This window comes from Thiopseudomonas alkaliphila (genome assembly GCF_001267175.1).
In the GTDB taxonomy this organism is placed as follows: Bacteria; Pseudomonadota; Gammaproteobacteria; order Pseudomonadales; family Pseudomonadaceae; genus Oblitimonas; species Oblitimonas alkaliphila.
Genome location: NZ_CP012358.1, coordinates 483471 through 507865, shown reverse-complemented (window position 1 = coordinate 507865; position 24395 = coordinate 483471). Strand labels below are relative to the sequence as shown.

16 protein-coding genes and 1 tRNA gene are annotated in these 24395 nt (G+C 47.1%); 9 read left to right on the top strand and 8 right to left on the bottom strand.

The genetic code is table 11. The features are described 5' to 3' along the window. Nucleotides 1-3462, bottom strand: coding sequence for an exodeoxyribonuclease V subunit gamma (gene recC / locus AKN87_RS02495; RefSeq protein WP_053103607.1), 3462 nt, complete (start codon nucleotides 3460-3462; stop codon nucleotides 1-3). A gap of 150 nt (nucleotides 3463-3612) precedes the next feature. Here recC and AKN87_RS02490 point away from each other — a divergent pair, with 150 nt between their 5' ends. From AKN87_RS02490 to acnB, 9 genes are all read left to right on the top strand, one after another. Continuing rightward, a complete protein-coding gene (locus tag AKN87_RS02490; protein ID WP_053099504.1) occupies nucleotides 3613-3927 on the top strand; it encodes a DUF883 family protein in 315 nt (104 codons plus the stop codon). Nucleotides 3928-3929: 2 nt separating this feature from the next. Then, nucleotides 3930-4301 carry a phage holin family protein gene (locus AKN87_RS02485; protein ID WP_053102346.1) on the top strand — a complete coding sequence of 124 codons (372 nt, stop codon included), beginning with the start codon at nucleotides 3930-3932 and terminating at the stop codon, nucleotides 4299-4301. Next, nucleotides 4298-4690, top strand: a complete 393-nt coding sequence (locus AKN87_RS02480) for a hypothetical protein (protein ID WP_053099502.1) — start codon at nucleotides 4298-4300, stop codon at nucleotides 4688-4690. Before AKN87_RS02485 ends, AKN87_RS02480 begins: the two co-directional genes overlap by 4 nt. 62 nt (nucleotides 4691-4752) lie before the next feature. After that, nucleotides 4753-4842, top strand: a tRNA-Ser gene (locus AKN87_RS02475). A 477-nt stretch (nucleotides 4843-5319) separates the two neighbouring features. Continuing rightward, nucleotides 5320-5706 (top strand): S16 family serine protease, encoded by a 387-nt coding sequence (locus AKN87_RS02470; protein ID WP_231692557.1) that lies wholly within the window; start codon nucleotides 5320-5322, stop codon nucleotides 5704-5706. Between the two features lie 637 nt (nucleotides 5707-6343). Further along, nucleotides 6344-7506 (top strand): IS3 family transposase gene (locus AKN87_RS02460; RefSeq protein ID WP_096334862.1). Its coding sequence is split into 2 segments (ribosomal slippage): nucleotides 6344-6599 and nucleotides 6599-7506, totalling 1164 coding nucleotides; the frame shifts between segments, so codons are not numbered across the junction. A gap of 136 nt (nucleotides 7507-7642) precedes the next feature. Continuing rightward, complete coding sequence (dusA, locus tag AKN87_RS02455; protein ID WP_053102344.1) at nucleotides 7643-8614, top strand: tRNA dihydrouridine(20/20a) synthase DusA; 972 nt, start codon at nucleotides 7643-7645, stop codon at nucleotides 8612-8614. 221 nt (nucleotides 8615-8835) lie between these two features. Further along, nucleotides 8836-9396 carry a 4'-phosphopantetheinyl transferase family protein gene (locus AKN87_RS02450; RefSeq protein ID WP_158487638.1) on the top strand — a complete coding sequence of 187 codons (561 nt, stop codon included), beginning with the start codon at nucleotides 8836-8838 and terminating at the stop codon, nucleotides 9394-9396. 286 nt (nucleotides 9397-9682) lie between these two features. Then, a complete protein-coding gene (acnB, locus tag AKN87_RS02445) occupies nucleotides 9683-12292 on the top strand; it encodes a bifunctional aconitate hydratase 2/2-methylisocitrate dehydratase (RefSeq protein ID WP_053102342.1) in 2610 nt (869 codons plus the stop codon). Between the two features lie 66 nt (nucleotides 12293-12358). On the opposite strand, the gene AKN87_RS02440 is transcribed toward acnB, so the two are convergent. From AKN87_RS02440 to AKN87_RS02410, 7 genes are all read right to left on the bottom strand, one after another. Continuing rightward, nucleotides 12359-14689, bottom strand: coding sequence for a membrane-bound PQQ-dependent dehydrogenase, glucose/quinate/shikimate family (locus tag AKN87_RS02440; RefSeq protein WP_173568169.1), 2331 nt, complete (start codon nucleotides 14687-14689; stop codon nucleotides 12359-12361). A gap of 159 nt (nucleotides 14690-14848) precedes the next feature. After that, complete coding sequence (gene rluB / locus AKN87_RS02435; protein WP_080995480.1) at nucleotides 14849-15982, bottom strand: 23S rRNA pseudouridine(2605) synthase RluB; 1134 nt, start codon at nucleotides 15980-15982, stop codon at nucleotides 14849-14851. Nucleotides 15983-16164: 182 nt separating this feature from the next. After that, nucleotides 16165-18339 (bottom strand): bifunctional 23S rRNA (guanine(2069)-N(7))-methyltransferase RlmK/23S rRNA (guanine(2445)-N(2))-methyltransferase RlmL, encoded by a 2175-nt coding sequence (gene rlmKL / locus AKN87_RS02430; protein WP_053102341.1) that lies wholly within the window; start codon nucleotides 18337-18339, stop codon nucleotides 16165-16167. A gap of 77 nt (nucleotides 18340-18416) precedes the next feature. After that, a complete protein-coding gene (locus AKN87_RS02425; protein WP_158487775.1) occupies nucleotides 18417-20792 on the bottom strand; it encodes an insulinase family protein in 2376 nt (791 codons plus the stop codon). 166 nt (nucleotides 20793-20958) lie between these two features. Further along, nucleotides 20959-21732, bottom strand: coding sequence for a ferredoxin--NADP reductase (locus tag AKN87_RS02420; RefSeq protein ID WP_053099493.1), 774 nt, complete (start codon nucleotides 21730-21732; stop codon nucleotides 20959-20961). Between the two features lie 87 nt (nucleotides 21733-21819). Further along, nucleotides 21820-22068, bottom strand: coding sequence for a glutaredoxin family protein (locus AKN87_RS02415; protein ID WP_053099492.1), 249 nt, complete (start codon nucleotides 22066-22068; stop codon nucleotides 21820-21822). Beyond that, a complete protein-coding gene (locus AKN87_RS02410; protein ID WP_053103606.1) occupies nucleotides 22069-24360 on the bottom strand; it encodes a fatty acid cis/trans isomerase in 2292 nt (763 codons plus the stop codon). Between the last annotated feature and the right edge of the window lie 35 nt (nucleotides 24361-24395).

Genomic DNA, 24395 nt, shown 5'->3' with positions numbered 1-24395 from the left:
TTAGTTGTCCTCCTGTTTCACGCCAGCTAAAGTCAGCGAACGATGCAGTGCGGCATACAGTACATGGGCCAATTGAAAAAAACGTTGATCAGCGCTAAGCGCTGTAAAGTCAGGGTAAAAGCGAGCCAGCGCCGGGGACTGCTGTACTTCGCCGGTTACCTGGTAGTCATCGCCTTCATAGGTTTTTTTCGCCTGCTGTTGGGCTTGCTCAGTCGATGCCTCTAATGGCCCTTTAGCTAAGGCTTCCAGAAATACAAAAGCCGTTTTTTGCGCAATCGGCAACGGCTCTAATAGGTGCTGCTCCCAGATTTCTAACCACTCCTGCACTTGCTGCTGGGCTGGTAATTGCGGTTCAGGCTGAAAAATGACTTGCATCCCTTCACTTTGAATAATACTGGTCAAATTAATGCCGTTAGCGGCAGCTAAGACATGAGTGATATAGGCATTAAGTAAACGGTGGGCACGCCAATTATTACCTTTCTTTAGCACATTGGGCTCCAGATAAATGGCCGCCAACTCAGATGAATTAGCTGCTTTTTGACGTAAGCCCCCCAACCATCCGGTTAATTCAGTTGATCGATACTGATAGCTTAAGGGCTTAGGCTGCTGATTCAGATAGGGCCATTCTTTAATGAGCTGCTGATAACTCGTTAGCTGTTCGACTAATCCTGCCTGCATTTGCAAGATGCAGTGCTCAGCAAAACCTGCCAATGGCAAAATCCCCTGACCTTGTAAACGCTGCAGTTCAGCTTGCACATACTGCTCTGCTGAGTGTTCTGGCGATAACCTAGCAGTTGCTTGATTAAGCACTTGGCGCTTAATTGAAAACACTTGTAACGCATCTAATGCAAAGGGCTCTGTGTCTTCTAATTCATTGGCATAACGGCGTAAGTTAACCTGTAACTGTTCGTGCAAAAAGCTCTCTACTGGATTGCGCATAAAACGCTGGAATTGGGCCAATGAAACAGTTTGTGGCTCAAGTGCAGCTGTCCGATAGGTCGGATATGAGGGACTTGGTAAGCGATCAGTATCAGACATAAAGTTCTGCGCCCACTCTTTAGCGTAAGTAAAGTACCCACTATCTGCCGCAAAATAACGAGAACTAAAAGGCTGTAGCGCATGCTCTGTGGTTAATGCGTTAACCAGTGGCTGCTGCGTAGTTGCTTGCCAGCCAGCATTTAGGTGTTCGCGCAACTGCCCAACCAACACCGACGGCGGCAGCTCAGTATTATCGCGCACACTACGCCCTACCCAGCTGATATATAACTGTTCTCTAGCTGATAATAAGGCCTCGAGCAATAAATACCGGTCATCTTCACGGCGCGAACGATCGCCTGGTCGATAATCATTAGCCATTAAGTCAAAATCCAACGGGGTCGGTGCCCGAGGATAATCCGCATCATTCATTCCCAGTAAACATACTGTTTTAAAGGGTATCGCACGCATTGGCATTAAGGTACAGAAGTTAACGGCTCCGGCTAAAAAGCGCTGGCTCAAACGATCAGTTTCAACCTGGGTTAACCAAGCCTCGCGGGCCACCATTAAAGGCAATGGCTGATCAAATGCTGCGTCCTCACATAAACTCAACCACTGCTCTAAGCCTTGCTGTAAACGCTGCAGCAAGACGGCCTCGCGCTCATTGCTGGCAGTGAAAAACCGGCTTAATAAGTTGGCGAACACGCTTGCCCATTGCGCTGCAGTCTGTTCTTGGTACATTTCGCCTAATAGCTGCTCAAGCGCTTGTAGCATCTCATACAATGGGCCTAATAACGCAGCTTCTAATCCTGCCACTTCAGCATAAGGCTCAATGCCTAACAAGCGCTCACTGTCACCGGCGGCATAGCCCATTAACATGCGACGCAGGCCAAATAACCAGCTGTTTTGTGCATCAATTGCACTTAAACCCAGTTGCTGACGATGGGCTTGATTTAAGCCCCAGCGTACACCAGCGCCTTGCAGCCAGCGCTGCAATAAGGGTAATTGGGCTTGGCTAATCGAAAAGTGCTCACGAATCGCCGGCACATCTAACCACTCCAGCACTTCATTGGCGGTGATTCTAAGCTCCGGCAGATGTAACAATCGCTCTACCGCAATCATCAGTGGATCATTGCCACGCTGGGTTTGATCACTCAGGGTGAAAGGAATAAAGCGTTCGTCCTGCAAGGCATACTGGCCAAATACCGCCTGAATTAAGGGCGCGTATTGATCAATGTTGGGCACCATTACAATTACATCCCGCGGACGTAATGTGCTGTCTTGGTTAAAACACTTGAGTAAGTGGTCGTGCAGCACTTCTATTTCGCGTAATGCGCTGTGACAAATCGAAAACTGAATCGACTGATCTTGCTCTGGATTAATTGCCGGCCACTGTTGCTGGGTTTCACTTAGTGAGCGCAGCTGTAGAATATCGTCCTGTAATTGCCCTAATAAGTGGCTGGTAGGCATAGGGTCGAATAAGTCAATTCGTTGATTAATCGCCTTAAAGCGCTCTAGGTAGTGTTCCGGGTCATCATGCTGATCAAGCAAGTTAATGTAATCACGGCCTTGCTTGCCCCAAGCAGCTAATAAAGGCTGGGCATGTTGGTGCAAGGTTTCTAAATCAACTTCGCTAGGCATCCCCTGCTTAGTTGCATGGCGTTTGTATTGGTGGTTAAGCAAGTGCCGGTCTTCAACAATATCACCCCAGTGATGCTGGCACGGGTTGTGTACGCAGAGTAATACCTGGGTAAAGCGTGAAATAGCCGCTAAGGCCTCAACTGTTTGTGCTGGTAATGATGAAATACCAAAAATAATCACCCGCCGCGGCAGACCTTGTGGGGCTTGGCTTAACTGCTCCATGCGCTGCATAAAGTGTTGGTGTACACCTGCCCGACTACTATTAATCGCCTCTTGCCCTACATCCTCAAGCATCACTCGCCATAAGTCTGCTTGCCAGTCTACGATTTGCTGCTGCGCGGCGGTAAGCTTTTTTAGTTGATTGGCATTAATTCGCAGTTGCGCCTGTTGTTGCTCCCAATCTTCTAACCAGTCTGCACGGTAGACTTGGTATTGATCGTACAAATCCGCCAAACGTTCGGCTAGCTGATAGCGTTTACGCAGACTTTCATCATCGGCTAAAAAACGTTTTAACGGTGCGTACAGCGGGTTATCTAACACCGTGGGTAATAAACGCATAAGGCGCCAAGTTAAGGGCGCTTTATCTAGCGCCGACTGCTTTGCAATAGTTTCAGTGCCTAAGACATTGCGGTAAATTTTCCATAAAAAACGTCCAGGCAAGGCAATTTCTGTCGCTGCTGCAATTTGCATCTGCTGATCACTGGCTAGCGCTAACTTTAACCACTGCGCAATACCATTGCTTTGCACCAGAAAGATCTCATTTTCTAAGGGCAGCAAAGGATGCGTTTTCAGCCAGTGCACCACTAACGCACGCAAATCTTCCAATTGATTACTATGGATCACCATAAACCCTGGCTTTACCACTGACTGACTAATCACCTCACCTCCAAAAAACCAATACTCTAAACAACATTCTTGGAACTATTATTTAGCACTATCACTCTACTTAACCGTAGTTAATAAAACATCATACACGGACAATGAGGTTACCTAATCATGGCTAAACGTAAAATTGCACAAGATAAAAACGATCTCCTAGCGGATTTTCAAGCACTCGTGAGTGATACCGAGCAATTACTTGAGCACTCAGGCGAGTTAGCTGGAGAAAAAGCTGATGAAATGCGTCAGCAAATTTCTGACAGTTTACAACGTGCTCGCGAAGCTTTAGTCAACACTGAACAAGCAGTGGTTGCCAAAGGTAAAGAAGCGCTTGATCAAGGTGAAACCTATGTGCAAGATCATCCCTTCAAATCCATGGCTGTCTGTGCCGGAGTTGGCTTCTTACTTGGCATGTTGATTGGTAAACGTTAATTATGTCTAACGAGCATACTTTATCTCAATCCGGCAAGCGCTTCGGCGCTGCCGCTTTAGGCTTATTGCATGATCATGTCGAATTATTCAGCATTGAGCTGCAAGAGCAAAAAGAGCGTAGTTCACAGTTACTGTTGCTGATCGGCTTTGCCCTAATTTCGGGTTTATTGCTAATTGTTGGCTTGAGTACTTGGGTGGTGATTGCATTTTGGGATACTCACCGTTACTGGGCGATTGGTGGAGTATGCTTGTTATACTTTGTAATCTTCGCGGCTAGCTTATTAAGATTAAGAAGCACCCTAAAGTCAGAGCACACTCCTTTTGAGAGCTCTTTAGCTGAGCTAAAACGAGCAAGGGAGCAATTGTTATCATGAATCGTGACTTGTTAGCGGGTGGCCAACTCCCCCCAGATCGTAAAACCTTAATTCGTATGCGGATGGAGCTTAGGCGCCAACAAATGCGTAAAGAAGTACTGCGAGTGGCCGAACCTGTAGTTAAGCTGCAAGCTGGCTATGAAAAACTAAGTAATAGCTACCTGCCCTTAATTGGCCTTATCGGCACGGCCTTCACTAGCCTAATGTTTAAACGGCAAACACCCACTGCAGCCCCAGTTAAGCAGCCAGTAGCTTCTAGTAATAAATGGTTTACTGCGGTGAAAGCACTGGTGCCGATTGCTGGCGCCGTGTATGGCTTATATAAGTCCCGTGATCTTACCCAGCGCAAAAACAGCAAAGCTAAAAAAGATCCCTTTCATTTGTATTAGCTACAGGTTGCTTTTCTATAAATTACCTGTATGATACGCGCTGTTCTTTACAGAGCATTTGCGGTGAAGTGTCCGAGTGGCTGAAGGAGCTCGCCTGGAAAGCGGGTATACGGGAGACCGTATCGAGAGTTCGAATCTCTCCTTCACCGCCAGTTTTATAAGATAAACCCTTGATTAATCAAGGGTTTTTTTATGCCTGAAAAGTGAGTAGACACCCCAGACATAGTTAGCTGATTTTAAACTCAAACGATCGCATCAGGACAAGCAGAAAAAATCCTGCCCGTAAGAATACTGATCCTGAACCTTTGAAGTGTTTCTGTCCTCCTCCCTCAGCATACGCTTATTCTTTACACCTGAGTAATGTGCATTCACAGGTAGCTATTTTTAAGTTACAGGCTTCTCCTAGCTGAATTTTATAGAAAAAATATTTTTATTTATAAAAGTATTTTCATAAAGTCAGGCCTTATCAGTCCAAGCAAACCCAGCTTTATTCATACCATCGGTCTTAGCAGCAAAGGTATGCCAGGTTTGTACCGTATTGAAATCCAAGCAACCAAAGGGACCGGTAAACTGGCTACGCCTGGGCTATGGAATTCAAGTAGTGCTCGTGTGCAAGTAAAAAATCGCTTTTGACTATTTTAAAGCAAATGCTAACTGCATCAGTGCATCTGCAAAGTACCGGATTACTCAATGATATGTCATTAGGCTGTTTAGTCGCTTTTGCCTCCGGCCTACTTGGCCGTCCAACTCAAAATAAGATGGTTATTCTGGGGTATATGAGCCTTGGCGGTAATATCATTACTGTGGAAAGCATCACCGAATGTCTACAGGTAGCTTTTGATGCTGGAGGAAAACGTGTCGCACTACCAATGGCTAGCGCGATAGATATTCCTAACATCCCGGCTGAGCTGTTTACCAAGTTCCAGACGAGCTTCTACGCAGATCCAGTAGATGCTGTGGTGAAGGCATTGGGAGTGATTGTTCTTACACTCATGACACATCTAAAACATAACTAAGAGGCTCAGCTAAATGGTGCCTGATTGTTTAGCCACCAATAAATAAGGTAAAGCATAATTTGATATAGATACTTAATAGTTACGTAATCAATTAGAACTACTTATACTCAAAATAACAGATACTAAAAACCAATACCTAAGACAATAAAAGTCTTAATGCGTCTTTCGTTAAACATTAAAAACCATTGAATTATTAGAAGGATCAGGCATCATATATAAAGATCCCACACTTAAAAAAGAAAGTAAAATATGAAATTCATAAATTTTTACCTAATAATTATAATCACCTTCTTTTGCTCTATCATCCTGTTTCTTTTCATTGATATAGATAAAAAAGATAAAAAAGACACAGAGTGATGCACTCATAGACACACAGGCCACACCCTGTGGCCATATCAGAAGTTACCTTGCTCAACGACTGTATATTCGAGTACTAATTTGACGTGACCAAAATGCGTGACAAGCCCCGTGCTTCTAGTGCGGGGAAGGATAGCGCTGGGGGGGGGCGTTAGCCTCCCTTAATGCGGTCGGGCTTCTTGCTCAATGTATTGTCTAATCACTGAAATAGGAGCGTGTAGTGGTCTAATGAAACCAGACATCTACTTAGGCGATAATGTTCGCCATAAAGAGGTGCTCTATGATAAACAAACAACGTACTTTTACTCCAGAATTCAAACAAGAAGCCGCTAGCTTGGTGCTTGATCAAGGCTACAGTCTTGCCCAAGCCTGCACATCATTAGGTGTGAGTAAGTCGGCCTTGCACCGATGGGTTAAACAGCTCTCAGAAGAGCGTCAAGGTATCACTCCAAAAGGTAAAGCAATAACCCAAGAACAACAGCGCATTCAAGAGCTTGAAGAGCGCTGCAGACGGCTTGAGATGGAGAAATCCATATTAAAAAAGGCTACAGCTCTCTTAATGTCGGACGATTGGAAACATACACGCTAATTGAGAAGTTAAGAGAGTATGCCCCTGTTGAAATCGTGTGTGCGACCTTTGAGGTTAATCGCTCTTGTTACTATGAGTATCGAAAAAGATCGCGACGAGTAGATGTCGAGCACATCAAGCTAAGAGCGCTGGTAAGTCAATTATTTAACAAGAGTCGCTACTCAGCGGGCAGTCGCACTTTGCAATGTATGCTGAGTAAACAAGGTGTCACTATAGGTCGTTTTAAGGTGCGTAAGATGATGAACGAACTCGGTCTATCATGTAAGCAGCCAGGCTCGCACGTGTACAAACAAGCCACGCTTGAACGACTTGATATACCGAACCGTTTAGACAGGAAGTTTGCTGTAACACGACCTAATCAAGTTTGGTGCGGGGATATTACTTACATCTGGACAGGTCAGCGCTGGAGTTACCTAGCAGTTGTTTTGGATCTTTATGCTCGACGGGTAGTTGGTTGGTCTATGTCTGAAACAGCTGATGCCAGCTTAATCGTAAAATCGTTAGAGCATGCATGGGAGCAGCGCGGTCGTCCGCAAGGTGTGTTATTTCACTCAGATCAAGGCTCACAGTACGCTAGCTATCAGTTTCGTCAGCGTCTATGGCAATATCGCATGGTTCAAAGTATGAGTCGCCGAGGTAACTGCTGGGATAATGCACCGGTGGAGCGACTATTTCGTAGCTTAAAAACAGAGTGGGTACCAATGTTTGGGTATAACAGTTTTATGGCTGCTCAAAAAGATATCAGTGGTTACCTGATGAAATATTATAATCAGCAACGACCACATACATTTAATCGTGGCTTGACTCCGCTAGCAGCGGAAGAAATTCTTAACAAAGTGTCTGGAATTATTTGACCACTACATCGGGGAGGATGTCAATTCTAGACTTCATACCTAGTAGATACCTTTGCGCTGATAACAGCAGTTAATCTAACAGCCTTATTGAGCAAGTTTTGCTACACTCTCTTTCTTTTAACTTCAGCTAAATACCATGCTTTCAAGAAGATTCTCCATCGCTCCGATGATGGACTTAACCGACCGTCATTTTCGCTATATCGCCCGCTTAATGAGTGAGCATGCCCTGCTCTACACTGAAATGATTACTACTGGCGCACTGCTACATGGGCAAACGGAGCGTTTTTTGCGTTACCACCAGACTGAGCACCCTATTGCTTTGCAATTGGGCGGCAGCAATCCGCACGACTTAGCTCAGTGCGCGAAATTAGCCGAACAGGCTGGCTATGATGAGGTGAATCTTAATGTGGGCTGCCCCAGTGATCGGGTGCAAAATAATATGATTGGTGCCTGTTTAATGGCGCACCCTGAGTTGGTAGCCGACTGTTTTAAGGCGATGCAGGACGCGGTGTCGATACCTATTACGATCAAGCACCGTATCGGTATTAATGGCCGCGAACGCTATGAGGACCTGCATGATTTTGTGGCAACAATCCACCAAGCCGGCTGCCAAAGTTTTACTGTGCATGCGCGCATAGCCATTCTTGAGGGGTTATCGCCTAAAGCGAACCGTGAAGTGCCGCCACTCCAGTATGAGACCGCTGCCCGCCTGCTAGAAGATTTCCCGCAGACTGAATTTATTCTCAATGGTGGAATTAAAACCTTTGACCAATGCCAACAACATTTACAGCGGTTTGCTGGAGTCATGCTAGGCCGTGAAGCCTACTACAACGGCTGGATGCTCGCGCAAGTTGATCAGCAGTTATTTGCCGCTACTGCCCCTAAAGTACAGACTCGGACTGAGCTATTAGAAAAGTTATTGCCTTATTTTGTAGCACACCTTGAGCAAGGTGAAGCGCCGCAGCATGTGACTCGCCATGTACTGGGAATTGCTCAAGGCTTTCCTGGCGCTAGACGCTTTAGGCAATTACTGTCGTCAGATATTTATCGCAGCGAAACACCAATCAAGGTATATGAGCAAGCGATTTTGGCATTAAATGGGCACTAATTTTAGTTGTAAGTGCAGGTAGATAAACAATTTACACATATTGATCACGCTGTCTAATAGACGTTACAACCAAATTTATGTCTTATTTATCTCTTAACTCTTACTGGCCATTTAAAGCATTACAAGATAAATGCGTTATAACCTGCACAACATTTAAAGACTTTACCCCAGATCATAAAGATTGGCTTTATTTGGGTATTTCAGCACCTAGCGGTCGTTCAGTGAAACGAAAAGCAGAGTTTTACGCTGGCCGTGCCTGTGCACGGCAAGCACTACAGATATTGCAGCCCAACCAAACAGCGCGCCTTAACAAACACCCAGAACATGGCTTTGCCCTCTGGCCTACTGGCAGCTGTGGCGCTATTACCCATAGCCAAGGGTTCGCCGCAGCCATTGTCGCACCACTAACTTCGTTTCAAGGCATTGGCCTCGATGCAGAAGCTTATTTAGCTGTAACTAAAGCCTTGCGCTTAGCGCCACACATTCTGACCGCCAATGAACAACGAGTACTAGATCAGCTCTCCCCCGTCGAGCAAGCTCTCTTTGTAACCCAAGTGTTTTCGATTAAAGAAAGCCTCTATAAAGCGCTTTACCCGTTATCGCTCGTATTCTTCGGTTTTCAGGCGGCTGAAGTTGTAATCAACCCGCAACAACCTTTAATCATTAGTGCGATTAAGCTGCTGATTAACCTAGACTCGCGCTGGCAAGCTGGACACGAGTTTTTTTGCGAGTGCGTATTACTTGAGCAGCATGTGCTGAGTTTAGTCCAGGTGCCGACTTAACGGCTCGCTATAAAGTAAAGCTATACCTTCACTGTGATACAGGTTTTAGTCTTTCTGCTAATGTGACTTAACTTTATTGCGTATCTCCCTTAGAATAGTGGCGCCTTTTAAAGGCATTCCGTATCTGAACCGAAGCTGTTTTCAAAGCGTCACGCACAGTTAGGGCTTAATTCGGTTAGCTAAGCCCTACCATTATTAGCCGTTTAAGTACCTTCGTAAAACTTTGAAAACAGCTTCTGGATAAGCGCCCCGCCATAATACAGGGGCCACTGATGAGGGTAAAACTGTGCTTGAAGCCTATCGTAAACACGTAGCTGAACGCGCTGAACAAGGCGTTGTGCCTCAGCCGTTAAATGCTGAACAAACCGCTGGTTTAGTTGAGCTGCTGAAAAATCCACCTGCAGGCGAAGAATCTTTCCTGCTCGAGCTAATTACTGATCGTGTGCCACCAGGGGTAGACGAAGCCGCTTATGTTAAAGCTGGCTTTTTATCAGCTGTAGCCAAAGGTGAAGCCACTTCTCCGCTCATTGACAAGGCGCATGCAGTTAAACTGTTAGGCACCATGCAAGGTGGCTACAACATCGCTACCCTAGTTGAGCTGCTAGATGACGCCGAGCTAGCTGAAACTGCTGCAGAACAACTCAAGCACACCTTATTGATGTTTGATGCGTTCCATGATGTGGCTGAAAAAGCGAAAGCCGGTAACGCACACGCTAAAGCCGTCTTAGAATCATGGGCTGAGGGCGAGTGGTTCAAAAACCGTCCAGCACTTGAAGAAAAAATCACGCTAAGCGTATTTAAAGTCGTTGGCGAAACCAACACCGATGACCTGTCTCCTGCACCTGATGCTTGGTCACGTCCGGATATCCCACTGCACGCGTTAGCGATGCTAAAAATGGAGCGTGAAGGCATTAAGCCTGATGTTCCAGGTTCAGTCGGTCCGATCAAGCAAATGGAAGAGCTTAAAGCCAAAGGTTACCCAGTTGCTTACGTGGGTGACGTTGTTGGTACGGGCTCTTCACGTAAATCAGCAACTAACTCGGTACTATGGTTCTTCGGTGATGATATTCCGAACGTTCCTAACAAGCGTGCTGGTGGTTTCTGCTTTGGTACCAAAATTGCACCTATCTTCTATAACACCATGGAAGACGCAGGCGCCCTGCCCATCGAATTTGATTGCACTGACCTAGCAATGGGCGATGTGATCGACGTTTACCCATACAAAGGTGAAGTACGTCGTCACGGTTCAGACGAGCTAGTGACCACCTTTGAACTGAAAACTGACGTACTGCTAGACGAAGTACGTGCTGGTGGTCGTATTCCGTTAATCATCGGTCGCGGTTTAACCGAGCGTGCACGTGCTGAGTTAGGCATGGGCCCATCTGACCTATTCAAAAAGCCTGAAGCCCCTGCAGACAGCGGTAAAGGCTTTACTCTAGCGCAAAAAATGGTTGGTCGCGCTTGCGGTCTAGCAGAAGGTCAAGGCGTTCGTCCTGGCACCTACTGTGAGCCAAAAATGACTACTGTAGGTTCGCAAGACACCACCGGTCCTATGACCCGTGACGAGCTAAAAGACTTAGCCTGCTTAGGTTTCTCTGCTGACTTAGTAATGCAGTCATTCTGTCACACAGCGGCTTACCCAAAACCAATCGACGTAACAACCCACCACACCCTACCGGATTTCATCCGTAACCGTGGCGGTGTTTCCCTGCGTCCTGGTGACGGTATCATCCACAGCTGGTTAAACCGTATGTTACTACCTGATACCGTTGGTACCGGTGGTGACTCACACACCCGCTTCCCTATGGGTATTTCTTTCCCAGCCGGTTCGGGCCTAGTTGCCTTTGCTGCTGCTACCGGTGTTATGCCGTTGGATATGCCTGAGTCAGTACTGGTACGCTTCAAGGGTAAAATGAACCCTGGTATCACCTTACGTGACCTGGTTCATGCTATTCCTTACTACGCGATCCAAGAAGGTTTACTGACCGTTGAGAAGAAAGGTAAGAAAAACATCTTCTCTGGCCGCATCTTAGAAATCGAAGGCTTGAACGATTTAACCGTTGAGCAAGCGTTTGAATTATCAGATGCCTCAGCCGAGCGTTCAGCCGCAGGTTGCACCATTAAGCTACCTGAAGAAGCCATTGCTGAGTACCTGAAGTCCAACATCACCATGTTACGCTGGATGATCGGTGAAGGTTACGGTGATGCACGCACCCTTGAGCGCCGCGCTCAAGCGATGGAAGCATGGTTAGCTAAGCCTGAACTCTTAGAAGCAGACAAAGACGCTGAGTACGCAGCTGTGATCGAAATTGATCTAGCTGAAATTAACCAGCCGATTCTCTGTGCACCGAACGACCCAGATGATGCTCGTTTATTATCAGAAGTTGCTGGTCGCACCATTGATGAAGTATTCATCGGTTCGTGCATGACCAACATTGGTCACTTCCGTGCAGCAGGTAAACTGCTGGAGAAAGTAAAAGGCGGTATTCCTACCCGTTTATGGTTAGCGCCACCAACCCGTATGGATCAGTACCAGTTAACCGAAGAAGGCTACTATGGCATCTACGGTAAAGCCGGTGCTCGTATGGAAATGCCAGGCTGCTCACTGTGCATGGGTAACCAAGCACGTGTTCAGACTGGTGCAACGGTAGTTTCTACTTCTACCCGTAACTTCCCAAACCGTTTAGGTGATAACACGGACGTATTCTTAGCTTCTGCTGAGTTAGCTGCCGTTTCTTCGATCCTCGGTAAGTTACCAACCGTTGAAGAGTATATGGAGTACGCGAAAAACATCGATAGCATGGCTGCCGATATTTACCGCTACCTCAGCTTCGACCAAATTGCTTCCTATAAAGAAGCAGCCGCTAATGCTGAGATTCCTGTAATCCAAGCCTAAGTGACTGTTAACTGAAGTAATGAAAACGCCTCGCAAATGCGAGGCGTTTTTTATTGTTAAGACTAATTACGGTTTAAGTTTATAAGCAATCACATAATCCCCTGCTTGAGTGCCAATTGAGCCATGCCCTCCTACCACTAGAACAACCATTTGTTCTCCTTGGCTATTTAAGTAAGTCATCGGAGTGGCTTGCCCTCCTGCAGGTAAGCGAGTCTTCCATAACACTTCTCCGCTAACCAAATCATAGGCTTTAAAGCTGTTTTCAACAGTCGCTGCTAAAAAGGCCAGATTACCCGCCGTAATGATAGGGCCACCAATGCCTGGTACTCCCATCTCAAAATCTAAAGGCAAAGGCGTAAGGTCGCGGACACTGCCATTTACATATTGATAAATGGTTTTTCCTGTTACTAAATCGGCTGCGGCAATAGTCCCCCAAGGTGGTTGCTGACAAGGCACCCCAAGTGGTGATAAAAAGGGTTTTAACTCCACCGCATAATCAGCACCTTGGTTGAAATTAACCCCCTGTTCACCGGTATTAAACTCAGTCGAATGATCAAGATTATCTTTGTGTACCATGCGCGAAATAAAGGCTAAGCGCAGCGGCATACCAAACATAATTTGTCGCTTAGGATCAACGGCCACACTACCCCAGTTAAACACCCCAAAATTGCCTGGATACACAATTGTTCCTTGCTCGGATGGTGGTGTATAACGGCCTTGGTAATTCAACTGCTTAAACTGAATACGGCATAGAAGCTGATCAATTAAAGTTCCACCCCACATATCGGACTCTGTTAGCTCTGGAGGGTTAAAAGTTAAAGCCGAAGCCGGTTGTGTCTCTGCAGTAAACTCATCTTGTACCATTAAACCCTTAGGCGCAGGGTGTTCAGTAATAGGTAAAATCGGTGCTCCAGTTTCTCGATTCAGTACATACACATCCCCTTGCTTAGTCGGCACAACTAAAGCTGGCTGTTTACCTTCTGCGGTATCAAGGTCCAGCAAACTTGGTTGCGATGGCGTATCCATATCCCAAAGATCATGGTGCACAAATTGCTGCACCCACTTGGCCTCACCGGTTTTAATATCCAGTGCTACCACCGAGGAGGCATATTTTTCTTCTGACTCATTGCGATAGCTGCCTAACTGATCAGGCGTACGGTTACCCATAGAAAAATAGGCTAAACCTAACTGCTCATCGGCACTGGCTACTGCCCAACTATTAGGAGAGCTCACCGCATAGGTTTGACTGGGATCATTTGGATCTAAGGGCGAAGTATCAAAAGGATGGCCTGAGTCCCAATTCCAAAGGAGCTGCCCCGTTTTTGCGTGATATGCACGGATCACGCCTGATGGTGAGTTTATGTCATAGTTATCATTCACCGCCCCAGCGACAATAACGGTATCACCGACCACTAACGGTGGCGAGGTCGAGTAGTAATACCCTGACTGCTGAAATGGCATGTTATGCAATAAATCGAGTTGACCACGCTCTGCAAAATCAGTGCATAGCTCCCCCGTTTGCGCATCTAGCGCGTACAACTTGGCATCTGAAGTCGGGAGAAATAACTGCTGTTGACACTGCCCCTCTGTCACGCTTGCTGGCTGATATAACGCCAAGCCACGACAGGTTTGGTGCTGGCGCTGCTGATCAACGCCTACATTGGGTACAAACTTCCAGCGTGTTTCGCCAGTATCGGCGTTCAAAGCCATAGCCCAATTATGCGGCGTACATAAATATAAGGTATCACCCACTTTTAGTGGCGTAGCCTCATAAGTGGTTTCCGTCACATCGGTTTCAAGCCGAACATCACCGGTCTGGATCTGCCAAGCAACGGCTAAGTGCTGTACGTTGTCAGTGGTGATTTGAGCTAAGGGCGAATAACGTTGACCATAATTGTTTCCACCGTAGGCATGCCATTCACCAACCGGCATTTCAGGCCCTAAATCAGCTGAAGGATTTACAGTATCAGCCACTACGCCAGTAACAATTGCCGTACTTTTAAGGGTGCTAGCAAATGTAATCAGGCCTACTGCCACCACGACTCCTGCTAGCCCATAATTTAAGCGTAAGCGCGCTGTGGCAGCTGCTTGAAAATGACGTTCCATCCAAGGACTAACTAACCATAACCCCAGTACGATCAACAAACCTAAGCGTGAAGCCATTGGCCACCAACTAAAGCCAGTTTCAATGACCGCCCAAATTAAGGTCAGCACCAGCACGCCAAGATAAACTAATCGTCCCCAGTTACGCCGCTGATAAATACCACAGGCTGCTAGCAATAAGCCCGCGCCACAGGCCAAATAAAACCAACTCCCCCCTAACCACGTTAAATAGCCACCCGCCAGGAGCAAAAAAGCGCCCAGCAGTGCAATCACCGCCGCTGTTAATGTGATCATCTTGCATCCCTCTCGTTAGAAGTTCTGTGCACCTCTGTTAGGAGAAGAAGAGCCCGCAATTAGTTCAGCCAGCCTGTTAAACACTAGGCTAAAGCGCTAATAAAATGCATAAAAAAGCCCAGCAACAGCTGGGCTAATTCATCACTTAAAGCAACAGATTTAGCGACGCGTTTTAGGACGACGAATTGGAGTTACATCGGCTTCGCTTTCTGGACGTAAACGGCGCTGAGGTTCAATTGTATAGCGCTGATTTGCGCTAAACTCACCTTTGCGCTCACCACGATCAGCACGGTTTTTACGCTCAGCAGGCTGAGGACGGGCGTTGCCCTCTTTGCCTTTGCGGCCGCGCTCTAAAGTATTGCGCTTAACTTCACGCTCGTCTTCAGGGCGACGAGTGCCGCGTGCACGATGTACAGGACGGCTAACTTTTCGCTCTTGACGCTCTTGTCGTGCTTTATCTTTAACACTGACCTCAGGCAACTGTACGGCCTCTAAGCCTACTTCAGCACTGAGGATATTCAGCTCTGCTTGGGTGAGCTCACGCCAGCGTCCTTGTTTGATTTCAGAGGTTAAAAATACCGGCCCAAAGCGTACCCGCTTCAAGCGGCTCACCACTACGCCTTGCGACTCCCATAAACGTCTAACCTCACGGTTACGACCTTCCATCACTACGCAGTGGAACCAGCGGTTAAAACCTTCACCACCCGGCGCACGCTGAATGTCAGTAAAATTTGCTTTACCGTCTTCCAACATAACCCCTTCTTTTAAGGTTTCGATCATTTCATCGGTTACTTCACCGCGCACCCGCACCGCGTATTCGCGGTCCATTTCAAACGATGGGTGCATCATCCGATTGGCCAGCTCACCGTCTGTGGTAAAAAGCAATAAGCCCGAGGTATTAATATCTAGGCGACCAATATTGATCCAGCGTCCAGCTTTAGGTCGTGGTAAACGATCAAATACTGTTGGCCGTCCTTCAGGATCTTTACGCGTACAGACTTCACCTTCTGGCTTGTTATAAATTAGCACCCGGCGAATATCTTGCTCTAGCTCTTCACGTTTTACAGGACGACCATCAACACTGATACTGTCCCGCGCTTCGACCCGCGCCCCTAAATGAGCCACCTGGCCATTAATGCTAATGCGACCTTCTTTGATCCACTGCTCAAGGGTACGGCGTGAACCTAAGCCTAAACGAGCTAATACTTTTTGCAGCTTTTCGCCAGTAGGCGCAGCCGATTCTGAGTCTTCTATAGCCTCAGATTCAGTTAAAAATTGATTATTGTCGGTCATCTGGCACCTCCCGGTGTATTTTTGACACTGCGCGACTGGGCGCATTTTTTGATTGAGATCGACTGCAGATTAACGCTGAGAAATAGCGTTGCAGCAGTGGCGCATCATACGCTGAGCCACTGCATTATGCATCCGTTTATGGTGAATTATTTAGCCCGCACTTTACGCCTAAAACATTCAGCTTATAGGTGCTGGATTTTCCATGCGCGATGGATTTTAGGATTACGAGCAAAATCCGGATCCAGGGTCTGCGCACTAATTTCTTCCACCCGATAACGAACCATTAACTCATCGGCTAAGACAAACTTACGGAAGTTATTCGAGAAATACAGCACACCATTAGCTGCTAAACGCTGCATGGCTAAGTAAATTAATTTGACTTGATCACGCTGCACATCAAATACTTCGGTCATGCGTTTCGAATTAGAAAAGGTCGGTGGATCAATAAAGATTAAGTCATAGGTTTCTTGTTCTTTTTCCAACCAACGCATGACATCCGCTTGCTCTAATCGATGCTTATCTGAAAAGCCATTTAACGATAAGTTACGCCGCGCCCAATCGAGATAGGTTTTAGATAAGTCCACACTGGTCGTGGTGCGAGCGCCGCCTTTAGCCGCATGCACGGTTACTGCTGCTGTGTAGCAAAACAAGTTTAAAAAACGTTTACCTGCGGCTTGCTGCTGAATTTTTCGGCGCATCGGACGATGATCTAAAAACAACCCCGTATCGAGGTAGTCATGCAAGTTTACCAACAGCTTAACGCCCTGCTCAGAGACTTGAAAGAACTCGCCTTTTTGCGCCTGCCGCTCATACTGTTTTAATCCCGCTTGCCGCTCGCGGCGCTTAATTGCAATTTGCTCAGGACGGACTGGCAAAACACTTGGAATCGCCGCAATCACATCTAAAAATCGGGCCTGAGCTTTGGCGGCATCGACCGATTTAGGCGCAGCATATTCTTGTACATGCACTTGCTGTCCGTACAGATCAATCGCTACCGCATACTCAGGCATATCGGCATCATAAAGACGGTAGCATTCAATGCTCTCTTTACGCGCCCATTTGCCTAGGTTGCGCAAATTTTTCTGTAACCGATTGGCAAACATTTGCGCGCCTTCGCTTAAACGCGCGGCAGACTCTTGCTCCGTTGTTACAGACTCCGCAGCCAAAGTATTACCGCCAAGCACAAACTGATCCGGCTGCACCTTAAACAGTAATAAACGGCAAGCCAGTGCGCCATTCCACAGGGCATAATTTTTATAGCTACGGATGCCCATGCGCTTACCTAACTCAGGCGCGCCAGTAAAAACAGCCGCCTGCCAGTTAGCACACTGACTACGCAGGCGCTCGCCTAAGTTTTGGTACAAATAAATTAAGCTAGCTTCTTCCCCTAAGCGCTCACCATACGGCGGGTTACAAACCACTAAGCCGGTTTGGCCTTGATCGGGTTTGGGAGCAAAAGTGGCTAATTCGCCTTGATACACTTTGACCCATTCACTGAGTCCTGCACGCTCAATATTATTGCGCGCTGGCTGAATTAAGCGCGGATCTGCTTCATAGCCACGAATCCAATTCGGTGTTTTCGCCAACCCCTGTTCGGCACGCACACACGCCTCTTCATGCAAACGTGCCCACAAAGCCGGAACATGCCCTAGCCACTGGCTAAAGCCCCAGTGCTCACGCTTTAAGTTAGGTGCAATATCGGCTGCAATTAAACCCGCTTCAATCAAAAAGGTACCCACACCACACATGGGATCCGAGAGCGCTTGGCCTTGTTTCGCTAACTCTGGCCAGCCGGCGCGAATTAAAATCGCCGCGGCAAGGTTCTCTTTTAGTGGCGCAGCGCCTTGCTGCAAACGATAGCCACGCTGGTGCAAACTGGTTCCTGATAAGTCCAGCGAAACTGTCACCTCATTGCGCTGCACATGCACATGGATCCGCACATCTGGATTTTTTTTCTCAACACTGGGACGATTGCCAGATTTATCTCGCAAATAATCGACAATCGCATCTTTAACTTTCAGCGCACCAAAGTGAGTGTTATCGACACCCGCACCACGGCCACTAAACTCAATGGCTAGGCTACCATTAGCCAATAAATGATCTTGCCAATCAATGGCTTGCACGCCTTGATAGAGCGCTTCGGCATCGCTGGCTTGAAAACGATGTAAAACCAACAGCACGCGGTTAGCTAGCCGCGACCATAAACACAAACGATAGGCGGTTTCTAAACTGCCTTGCCCTTGTACCCCCGCCACTCGCTCCCGAGTATGGGTTAAGCCTAAACCTTGGGCCTCATCTAGTAGCAGCCCTTCCAGGCTTTTGGGACAAGTTAAATGCAGTTCGTACAATGTGCTCATTTCAATCAACGCCTAAAAAAAATCTGCGCCTAGTATAGCCGTAGCCACTAAAATTGATGAGCCTTTATTTTTAGCTGTTATTCACTGAGCCAATACCAGGTCGTGCTGTCTTGCATCTGCAGTAACAATTGCTGCAGCTCAACTTTGGTTACTCTCTGTAACCTACTTCGCTCACGGGCTAGCTGCTGACTGAGCGAGTGGTGTTGCAACCAAGCGCTCAGCGCTAAGTCTTGCAGCATTTCCGGCGCTAAGCGCTGCTTTGCCATTGACTGTAACTGCAGTAGTAAAGTTTTAGGATTAGTCGTTGCGAGCCACTGCTGTAACAGTAATTGGAGTTGTTGTTGCAAATACGCCAACTCACTGCCTGACTGCAGCCCGATCACTAACATCGGTTGCTGCAACAGCACTTCGGCGTAGCACGTCAAGGCATAACAGCAGCCTAACTCTACGCGTAAGCGCTGCTGTAAGACTGTCAGTAATGCGTTGGCGATGGACTGCGCCACCCGCTGCCCAGCAATACAACCAAGCTCTGACACTCTCAGCGGAATGACTAGCGCTAAATAACCGCAGTTAAATGACGGTGTGTGCCCTTGGATGACCGGCAACAGTGGTGCAGTCATTATCGGCGAAGCACTGGCTAATTCGACTCTTTGTTGAGTTTTAAGGTTAAGCCCAAACAGCAACCAATGATCGGGCGGCATAGCTAAGGTTAAGCTCGGCGCGACTGAAGAGGCCTCAGTTAACAGCCGCATCTCAAGTTGCGCCAAATAGGCCCTAAGTCCCGCCGCTTTCAGTGGCTTATTGGTCAACTTCAGTTGATCAAATTTCGCAAGCTGCCATTCCACTATGGCAAGCGCCTGCATTAAATAATCAGCCGGTGTCGTTAGCTGCACAAATAGCTGCTGATTAGCCACTAAACAACGAACTTTCGCCCCTTGATAGGCCAAACTAGCCACTAAGGACTGTAATGTCTGCTCAGCATGGCGTAAAGCCCAATAAGGCGAAATGGATAATGAGGTTAACGACCAGCCAAGATAAGCCGTGACTAACGTCTGTGCCACAGCTCTTGAAGTCAATGGCTGCAACAAGCTTTTAAGCTGCGGCGCCAGTGAAGAGCTGGGTACTGATTGTTCTGCTGAGGCGGGTTGCGGCAACCGATGCAGCCCTGAGGCTTGGGTTAAGTTTTGATAGCTGACTTCAGCATGCAGTGTTAAACCTACATCCACAGTAGCAGTTACTGGCCCCAGATTAACTAACTGCACGAGGCACTGTTGTTCTGCTAGCTGCTGCTGTAGCTTTTGTAATGGCTGCACAATGGCGGAAAAATAATCCACTGGTTGCGTTTGCTGACTGTACTGTAGCGCCTGCTGCATAGCACTGGCCGTTAACGCCCGTCGCCGCTTCGCCACTTGCTGATCATGCCGAGCGGCAGTACCGCTAAGCACAAGTATGGCATGCTGTAATTGCTGCTGGCAATGTTGATACAGCGCGCTTAGATCATCAACTGCTAAGGTACTAAAGGTTAAATTAATCAGCACTATACTTTGACCGGCTTGCTGATAAAACAGCTGCACGCTCACCGCTTGGCATACACCTTGGATTGATGAAAACTGCGCAGGATCTAGTTGCTGCTGAAATACCTGGGTTAACCACAGCCCATCGGGTAATGCAGGCTCGATCGGCACATACAAGGCCAACTGGGGCAGCGCTTGCTGAGTAATATGCTGCCTAATAACTGCCTTAGGCAATAACTGAATCTTTGTTGGTGGCTGTTTTGCCTGTCGCCTCAAGGTTAACAAAGGCGTGAGTAGGCTCAGCCATGCTGACTTTTGCAACTGCCAATCATCAGCAGTACAGCAGAGCACTATACGCAGCGGACTTTGCAGATAGGCGTGTTGATGAAAGGCTTTTAACTGGCGTATAAACTCAGGCTGCTCAAGTGCCAAACTGCGCCGATTACCACAACGAAATAGCTGTAGCGGATGCTCGGCGGCTAATGCTAATCCCACTGCTGCCTGTTGCAAGGCGCCAGGTTGCTGAGCATATAGCTGATATTCCTGCTCAATCACTTCACGCTCAGAAGTAATAGCTGTCGGCTGCAGCAAGGGATGCACTAATAAATCAACTAAGCGTGCAGTAGCCGGTAGTAGTGATGCGGGCGCCAGCTCAAAGTGAAATGAAGTGAGATTGGCTTGGGTTTGTGCATTAACTTTACCTCCAACCCGCTGCACATAAGCCATTAAACCGTCGGTCTCGGGGTACTGCTGACTGCCACGAAACACAAGGTGCTCTAGAAAATGGGCCAGACCTAGCCAAGCCTTAGGCTCTTGATGGCTACCACTGCCACAGACTATAACTAGTGCAGCTTGCTCACACTGATTAGCTTCTAACACACTCAATTGCACGTTGGCGGCGAGAGTTAGCTGTTCAATTAATGTAATGTTTTCCGGCATAGCCATAGCTTCTTAGCTGGTCAGGATTTTGGCATCATCAGCTAAACAAGCACGTGGCACAACCCATCTTTGGACCTAGATTACTCATCGTTTCGATTAGTTTAAGCACAAAAAACCGACAGCACTTGCTTAGATGTGCTGTCGGCTAACAAGGTTTCTAGAGGACTTAATCGGCAAAGGCACGCTCAATTACAAAGTCACCCATCTCACCCATCCGCGGTGAGATTTTAAAGTTACGCGCCTCAAGCATGTCTTTAATGTCATGCAACATAGCGGTACTACCACATATCATCGCGCGGTCAGTGGCTGGGTTTAGTGGCTCCAGCCCCGTATCACGGTAAAACTGCTCGTTTTCAATCAGGCTCGTAATTCGCCCTTGATGCTTAAAAGGCTCGCGTGAAACACAGGGGTAATACACCAACTGTTGCTGAACTAATTCACCCAGAAATTCATTATTGGGTAATTCTTGGGTAAAAAACTCTCGGTAGGCCAAATCTTTTTCATAGCGCACGCCATGTAATAAGATCACTTGCTCAAAACGCTCATAGGTTTCAGGGTCTTGTAACAAGCTAATAAAAGGCGCTAACCCTGTACCGGTACTAAACAAAAATAGTCGCTTACCTGGCAGCAAATCATCCAGCACTAAGGTTCCGGTCGGCTTACGACTAATTAGCACTTCATCGCCCACATTTAAATGTTGTAAGCGAGACGTTAAAGGGCCATCGGGCACTTTAATACTGAAAAACTCAATCTCGTCAGCATAGTGCGGACTCGCCACACTGTAGGCGCGCATTAGCGGTCGGCCATCAACCTCCAAACCTAACATGACAAATTGGCCACTACGAAAACGTAGGCCCGGGTCACGGGTTGCGGTAAAGCTAAATAAGTGATCCGTCCAATGATGGATAGCAGTCACTTTCTCTTGATAAAACTTACTCATGGGCCACCTTTAAAACAACAGAGTCTACAGCTTAGAATAAAGCCCTCTTATTGAGAAGCTTTCTCATTAAGCAATCTATTACGAAATTTAACTCTCGGTAAATAACGACTGCACTTGCTCAGCAGTAAAAGGCCACATCAGTTGCTGCTGCGTACGCACGCATTGCAAAACCGGAATGGTTAATCCGTACTTCGCCACTAAGGCATCAGATTGTGCAATTTCTACATATTCAATGCTTTCACGGGGCGTCATCACTTGCGCGATAAGTTGTTCAGCAACCTCACACAAATGACAGCCTTCAGTGGCATAAAATAGATAGTCAACAACTTCATTCATTTATAAATTCTCATAACGGTTCATATCCAATAAGCCATATTCTCGTGGCTGCTGCTGTTTAATTTGCTCGGCAGCATCATGAAAATAGTACCAAAAGTCTGGATGCGTACGGCGTATACCCCAACGCTCAGTTAATTGGCTGAAGTCGTTTTGAGTCTTTACTTGCTGGGCCTGTACTACAAAGTCAGCAATCTCGTTGGCTGGTATATTAAAGATAAAGTTCGGATAACTACTAAGAACTTCAGGGTATAAGGTTAATGTGTCTAGCTTCGGTTGATAGCGCAACGACTCGCCCATCATAAAGGCTACATTGGAATGGGCACGGTTTCTTAACAGGCTATAGGTTTCGCGCGGCTGGTCACTGTACGCTACTCGCAGTAAGGTCGCTTCCGGTAAAAAGTTAATCAGTGGTAAGTCCGCGGCCTGACGACTGGCTAACTGACTCAATAATTGATCCGTTTGTTGCTGAGCCATTGACACATTCTCGCGATAACAGGGCTGTCCATCTGGGCAACGATTTAATCGATCAGGTCTGGCATTCAGTGCACTCAAGCGCACAAGTAATTGCTCAGCAAATGCATCTTTTGCCTGTTTTTTGGGCAAATCTAACCTGGTTTCGGTATGGCTATCGACTTGGGTATAGTCCATCAGCATCTTTAATTTGCCACTTTTTTGGTACCAGCCATGCAGCAGTTTTTTGCGTGACTTTGGCGGTAATAAGCGCAAAAAGTTAACTTCTGCACCATTGCGAATCAGATCAAAGTACAGTCGAGTCTGCGCTTGATGCGCGACGTTACCAAACACATCAAAATTCACCACTAACTGATAATAGGTCCGCTCAAGTAAAGGATAATCCATCAGCCACAGGGTTTGCGGAATATCGCCGATTAAACCCTTACGCACTGAGGCGCTGTCATGTTGACGAAAAATTGTCAGCAAGGCATTGTCATTGCCCTGCCAAATATGCGACCAATCAGGTAACTCAGATTCCGCATAGGCTTTTTTTCGCAACTCTTCATAGGCATTGCGCTTTTTCTTATACACCTTCCATAAGCCAAGCAAATCAAGTAGTTCATCTTGTTGGCCCGGCATATCGAGTAACGCTGTTACCTGCTGCCGATACTCTGGGTAAGTGATATAAAGATCATGCTCGGGTGCTTGGAACATCGCCCAAAACTGATCGCGAATCACATCGGTCGCTATCTGCCCCCGGCACACTGGCCCGCGGATAAAGTTACGGACAAAATACTCAGCGTTTTCTAGCATAAAGCGATAACGCGCCTCAGCTGGAATTGCCTCAAAGGCGGCAAACGGATTACTGCGGTGGTAAGCACCATAACCAGGTAGCTGCGTAACCTCCCACTGCGGGGTAAAAAATAATGTTTGGGTACGTGCTAACTTAGCCGCAGAAAGCTCAAAGGTAATATGGGTTTTATGCACCAACACATCCGCCACCGGACGTAAACGATAATAAAAATCCGTACCTACTGCTTCGTTTGGACTACGGGTAGCAATCAAATCAATCGGCTCACCGCTGGGCGTGCGCGAACGTACCCACTGAAAAAAATGCGAGGTCTCGCCTTCGGGAAAATAAATATGGGCTAAAAATAAGTGCTCATACAGCCAACGCCCTACCAGTTGCTGTTTCAGTGAGCGGCCATTGAGCAAATTTTCCCACTGTAGAATTTGTTGCTGCTCGATCGCTGTGGGTTGCCAATCCTGCCAATCCATAGGCGCTCCTTGATTCAACCACTGGCTAAGGATTTGCCGCTCTTCTGCTGTTAAACCCGTGACGGCAAAGGGCATTCCGCCATGGGGATTTTTTGCTGCATAACTGGCAAATTCAGCTTGTGTGGCGCACTGGTTAGCGCGATAAATACCAATGTCCAAATTTTTCGGTAATAACTGATTAGGCTGCCATTGGTTGTTTTTGGCGCCCAAGTCAATAATCTGCTGCATTAACGCAGCTTGCTGATTATTTTTAGCCAAAACATCGTAAAAACCTTTGTCACGCCACTGCTCAGCGCCAAACGCATCCACAAATATTCGTGTGGTAGCCTGAGCTTTTAAGCGAGTGCCGTTATATACGCTGTCTTTGTGTGCGCCACGGCTAGCGCCTTCACTGCTACCTAAATTAAGCTGACATGGCGAGTCGTAACATGCATGGCACGCAATACATTTTTGATTAAAAATCGGCTGAATCTGTTGCTGATAAGAAATGACCTCAGCGGTTGCTCCCCGCGCTAACAACACAAGCAACGTGCTTAAGATCAAAGAAAAAAGTACTCGCATAAATCCTTGCTCAAAATAAGGCGAATTTCGCCATT

Coding starts and splice junctions, on each gene's coding strand:
- recC (WP_053103607.1), bottom strand. CDS start 3,462: ATGGTGATCCATAGTAATCAATTGGAAGATTTGCGTGCGTTAGTGGTG.
- AKN87_RS02490 (WP_053099504.1), top strand. CDS start 3,613: ATGGCTAAACGTAAAATTGCACAAGATAAAAACGATCTCCTAGCGGAT.
- AKN87_RS02485 (WP_053102346.1), top strand. CDS start 3,930: ATGTCTAACGAGCATACTTTATCTCAATCCGGCAAGCGCTTCGGCGCT.
- AKN87_RS02480 (WP_053099502.1), top strand. CDS start 4,298: ATGAATCGTGACTTGTTAGCGGGTGGCCAACTCCCCCCAGATCGTAAA.
- dusA (WP_053102344.1), top strand. CDS start 7,643: ATGCTTTCAAGAAGATTCTCCATCGCTCCGATGATGGACTTAACCGAC.
- AKN87_RS02440 (WP_173568169.1), bottom strand. CDS start 14,689: ATGATCACATTAACAGCGGCGGTGATTGCACTGCTGGGCGCTTTTTTG.
- rluB (WP_080995480.1), bottom strand. CDS start 15,982: ATGACCGACAATAATCAATTTTTAACTGAATCTGAGGCTATAGAAGAC.
- rlmKL (WP_053102341.1), bottom strand. CDS start 18,339: ATGAGCACATTGTACGAACTGCATTTAACTTGTCCCAAAAGCCTGGAA.
- AKN87_RS02425 (WP_158487775.1), bottom strand. CDS start 20,792: ATGCCGGAAAACATTACATTAATTGAACAGCTAACTCTCGCCGCCAAC.
- AKN87_RS02420 (WP_053099493.1), bottom strand. CDS start 21,732: ATGAGTAAGTTTTATCAAGAGAAAGTGACTGCTATCCATCATTGGACG.
- AKN87_RS02415 (WP_053099492.1), bottom strand. CDS start 22,068: ATGAATGAAGTTGTTGACTATCTATTTTATGCCACTGAAGGCTGTCAT.
- AKN87_RS02410 (WP_053103606.1), bottom strand. CDS start 24,360: ATGCGAGTACTTTTTTCTTTGATCTTAAGCACGTTGCTTGTGTTGTTA.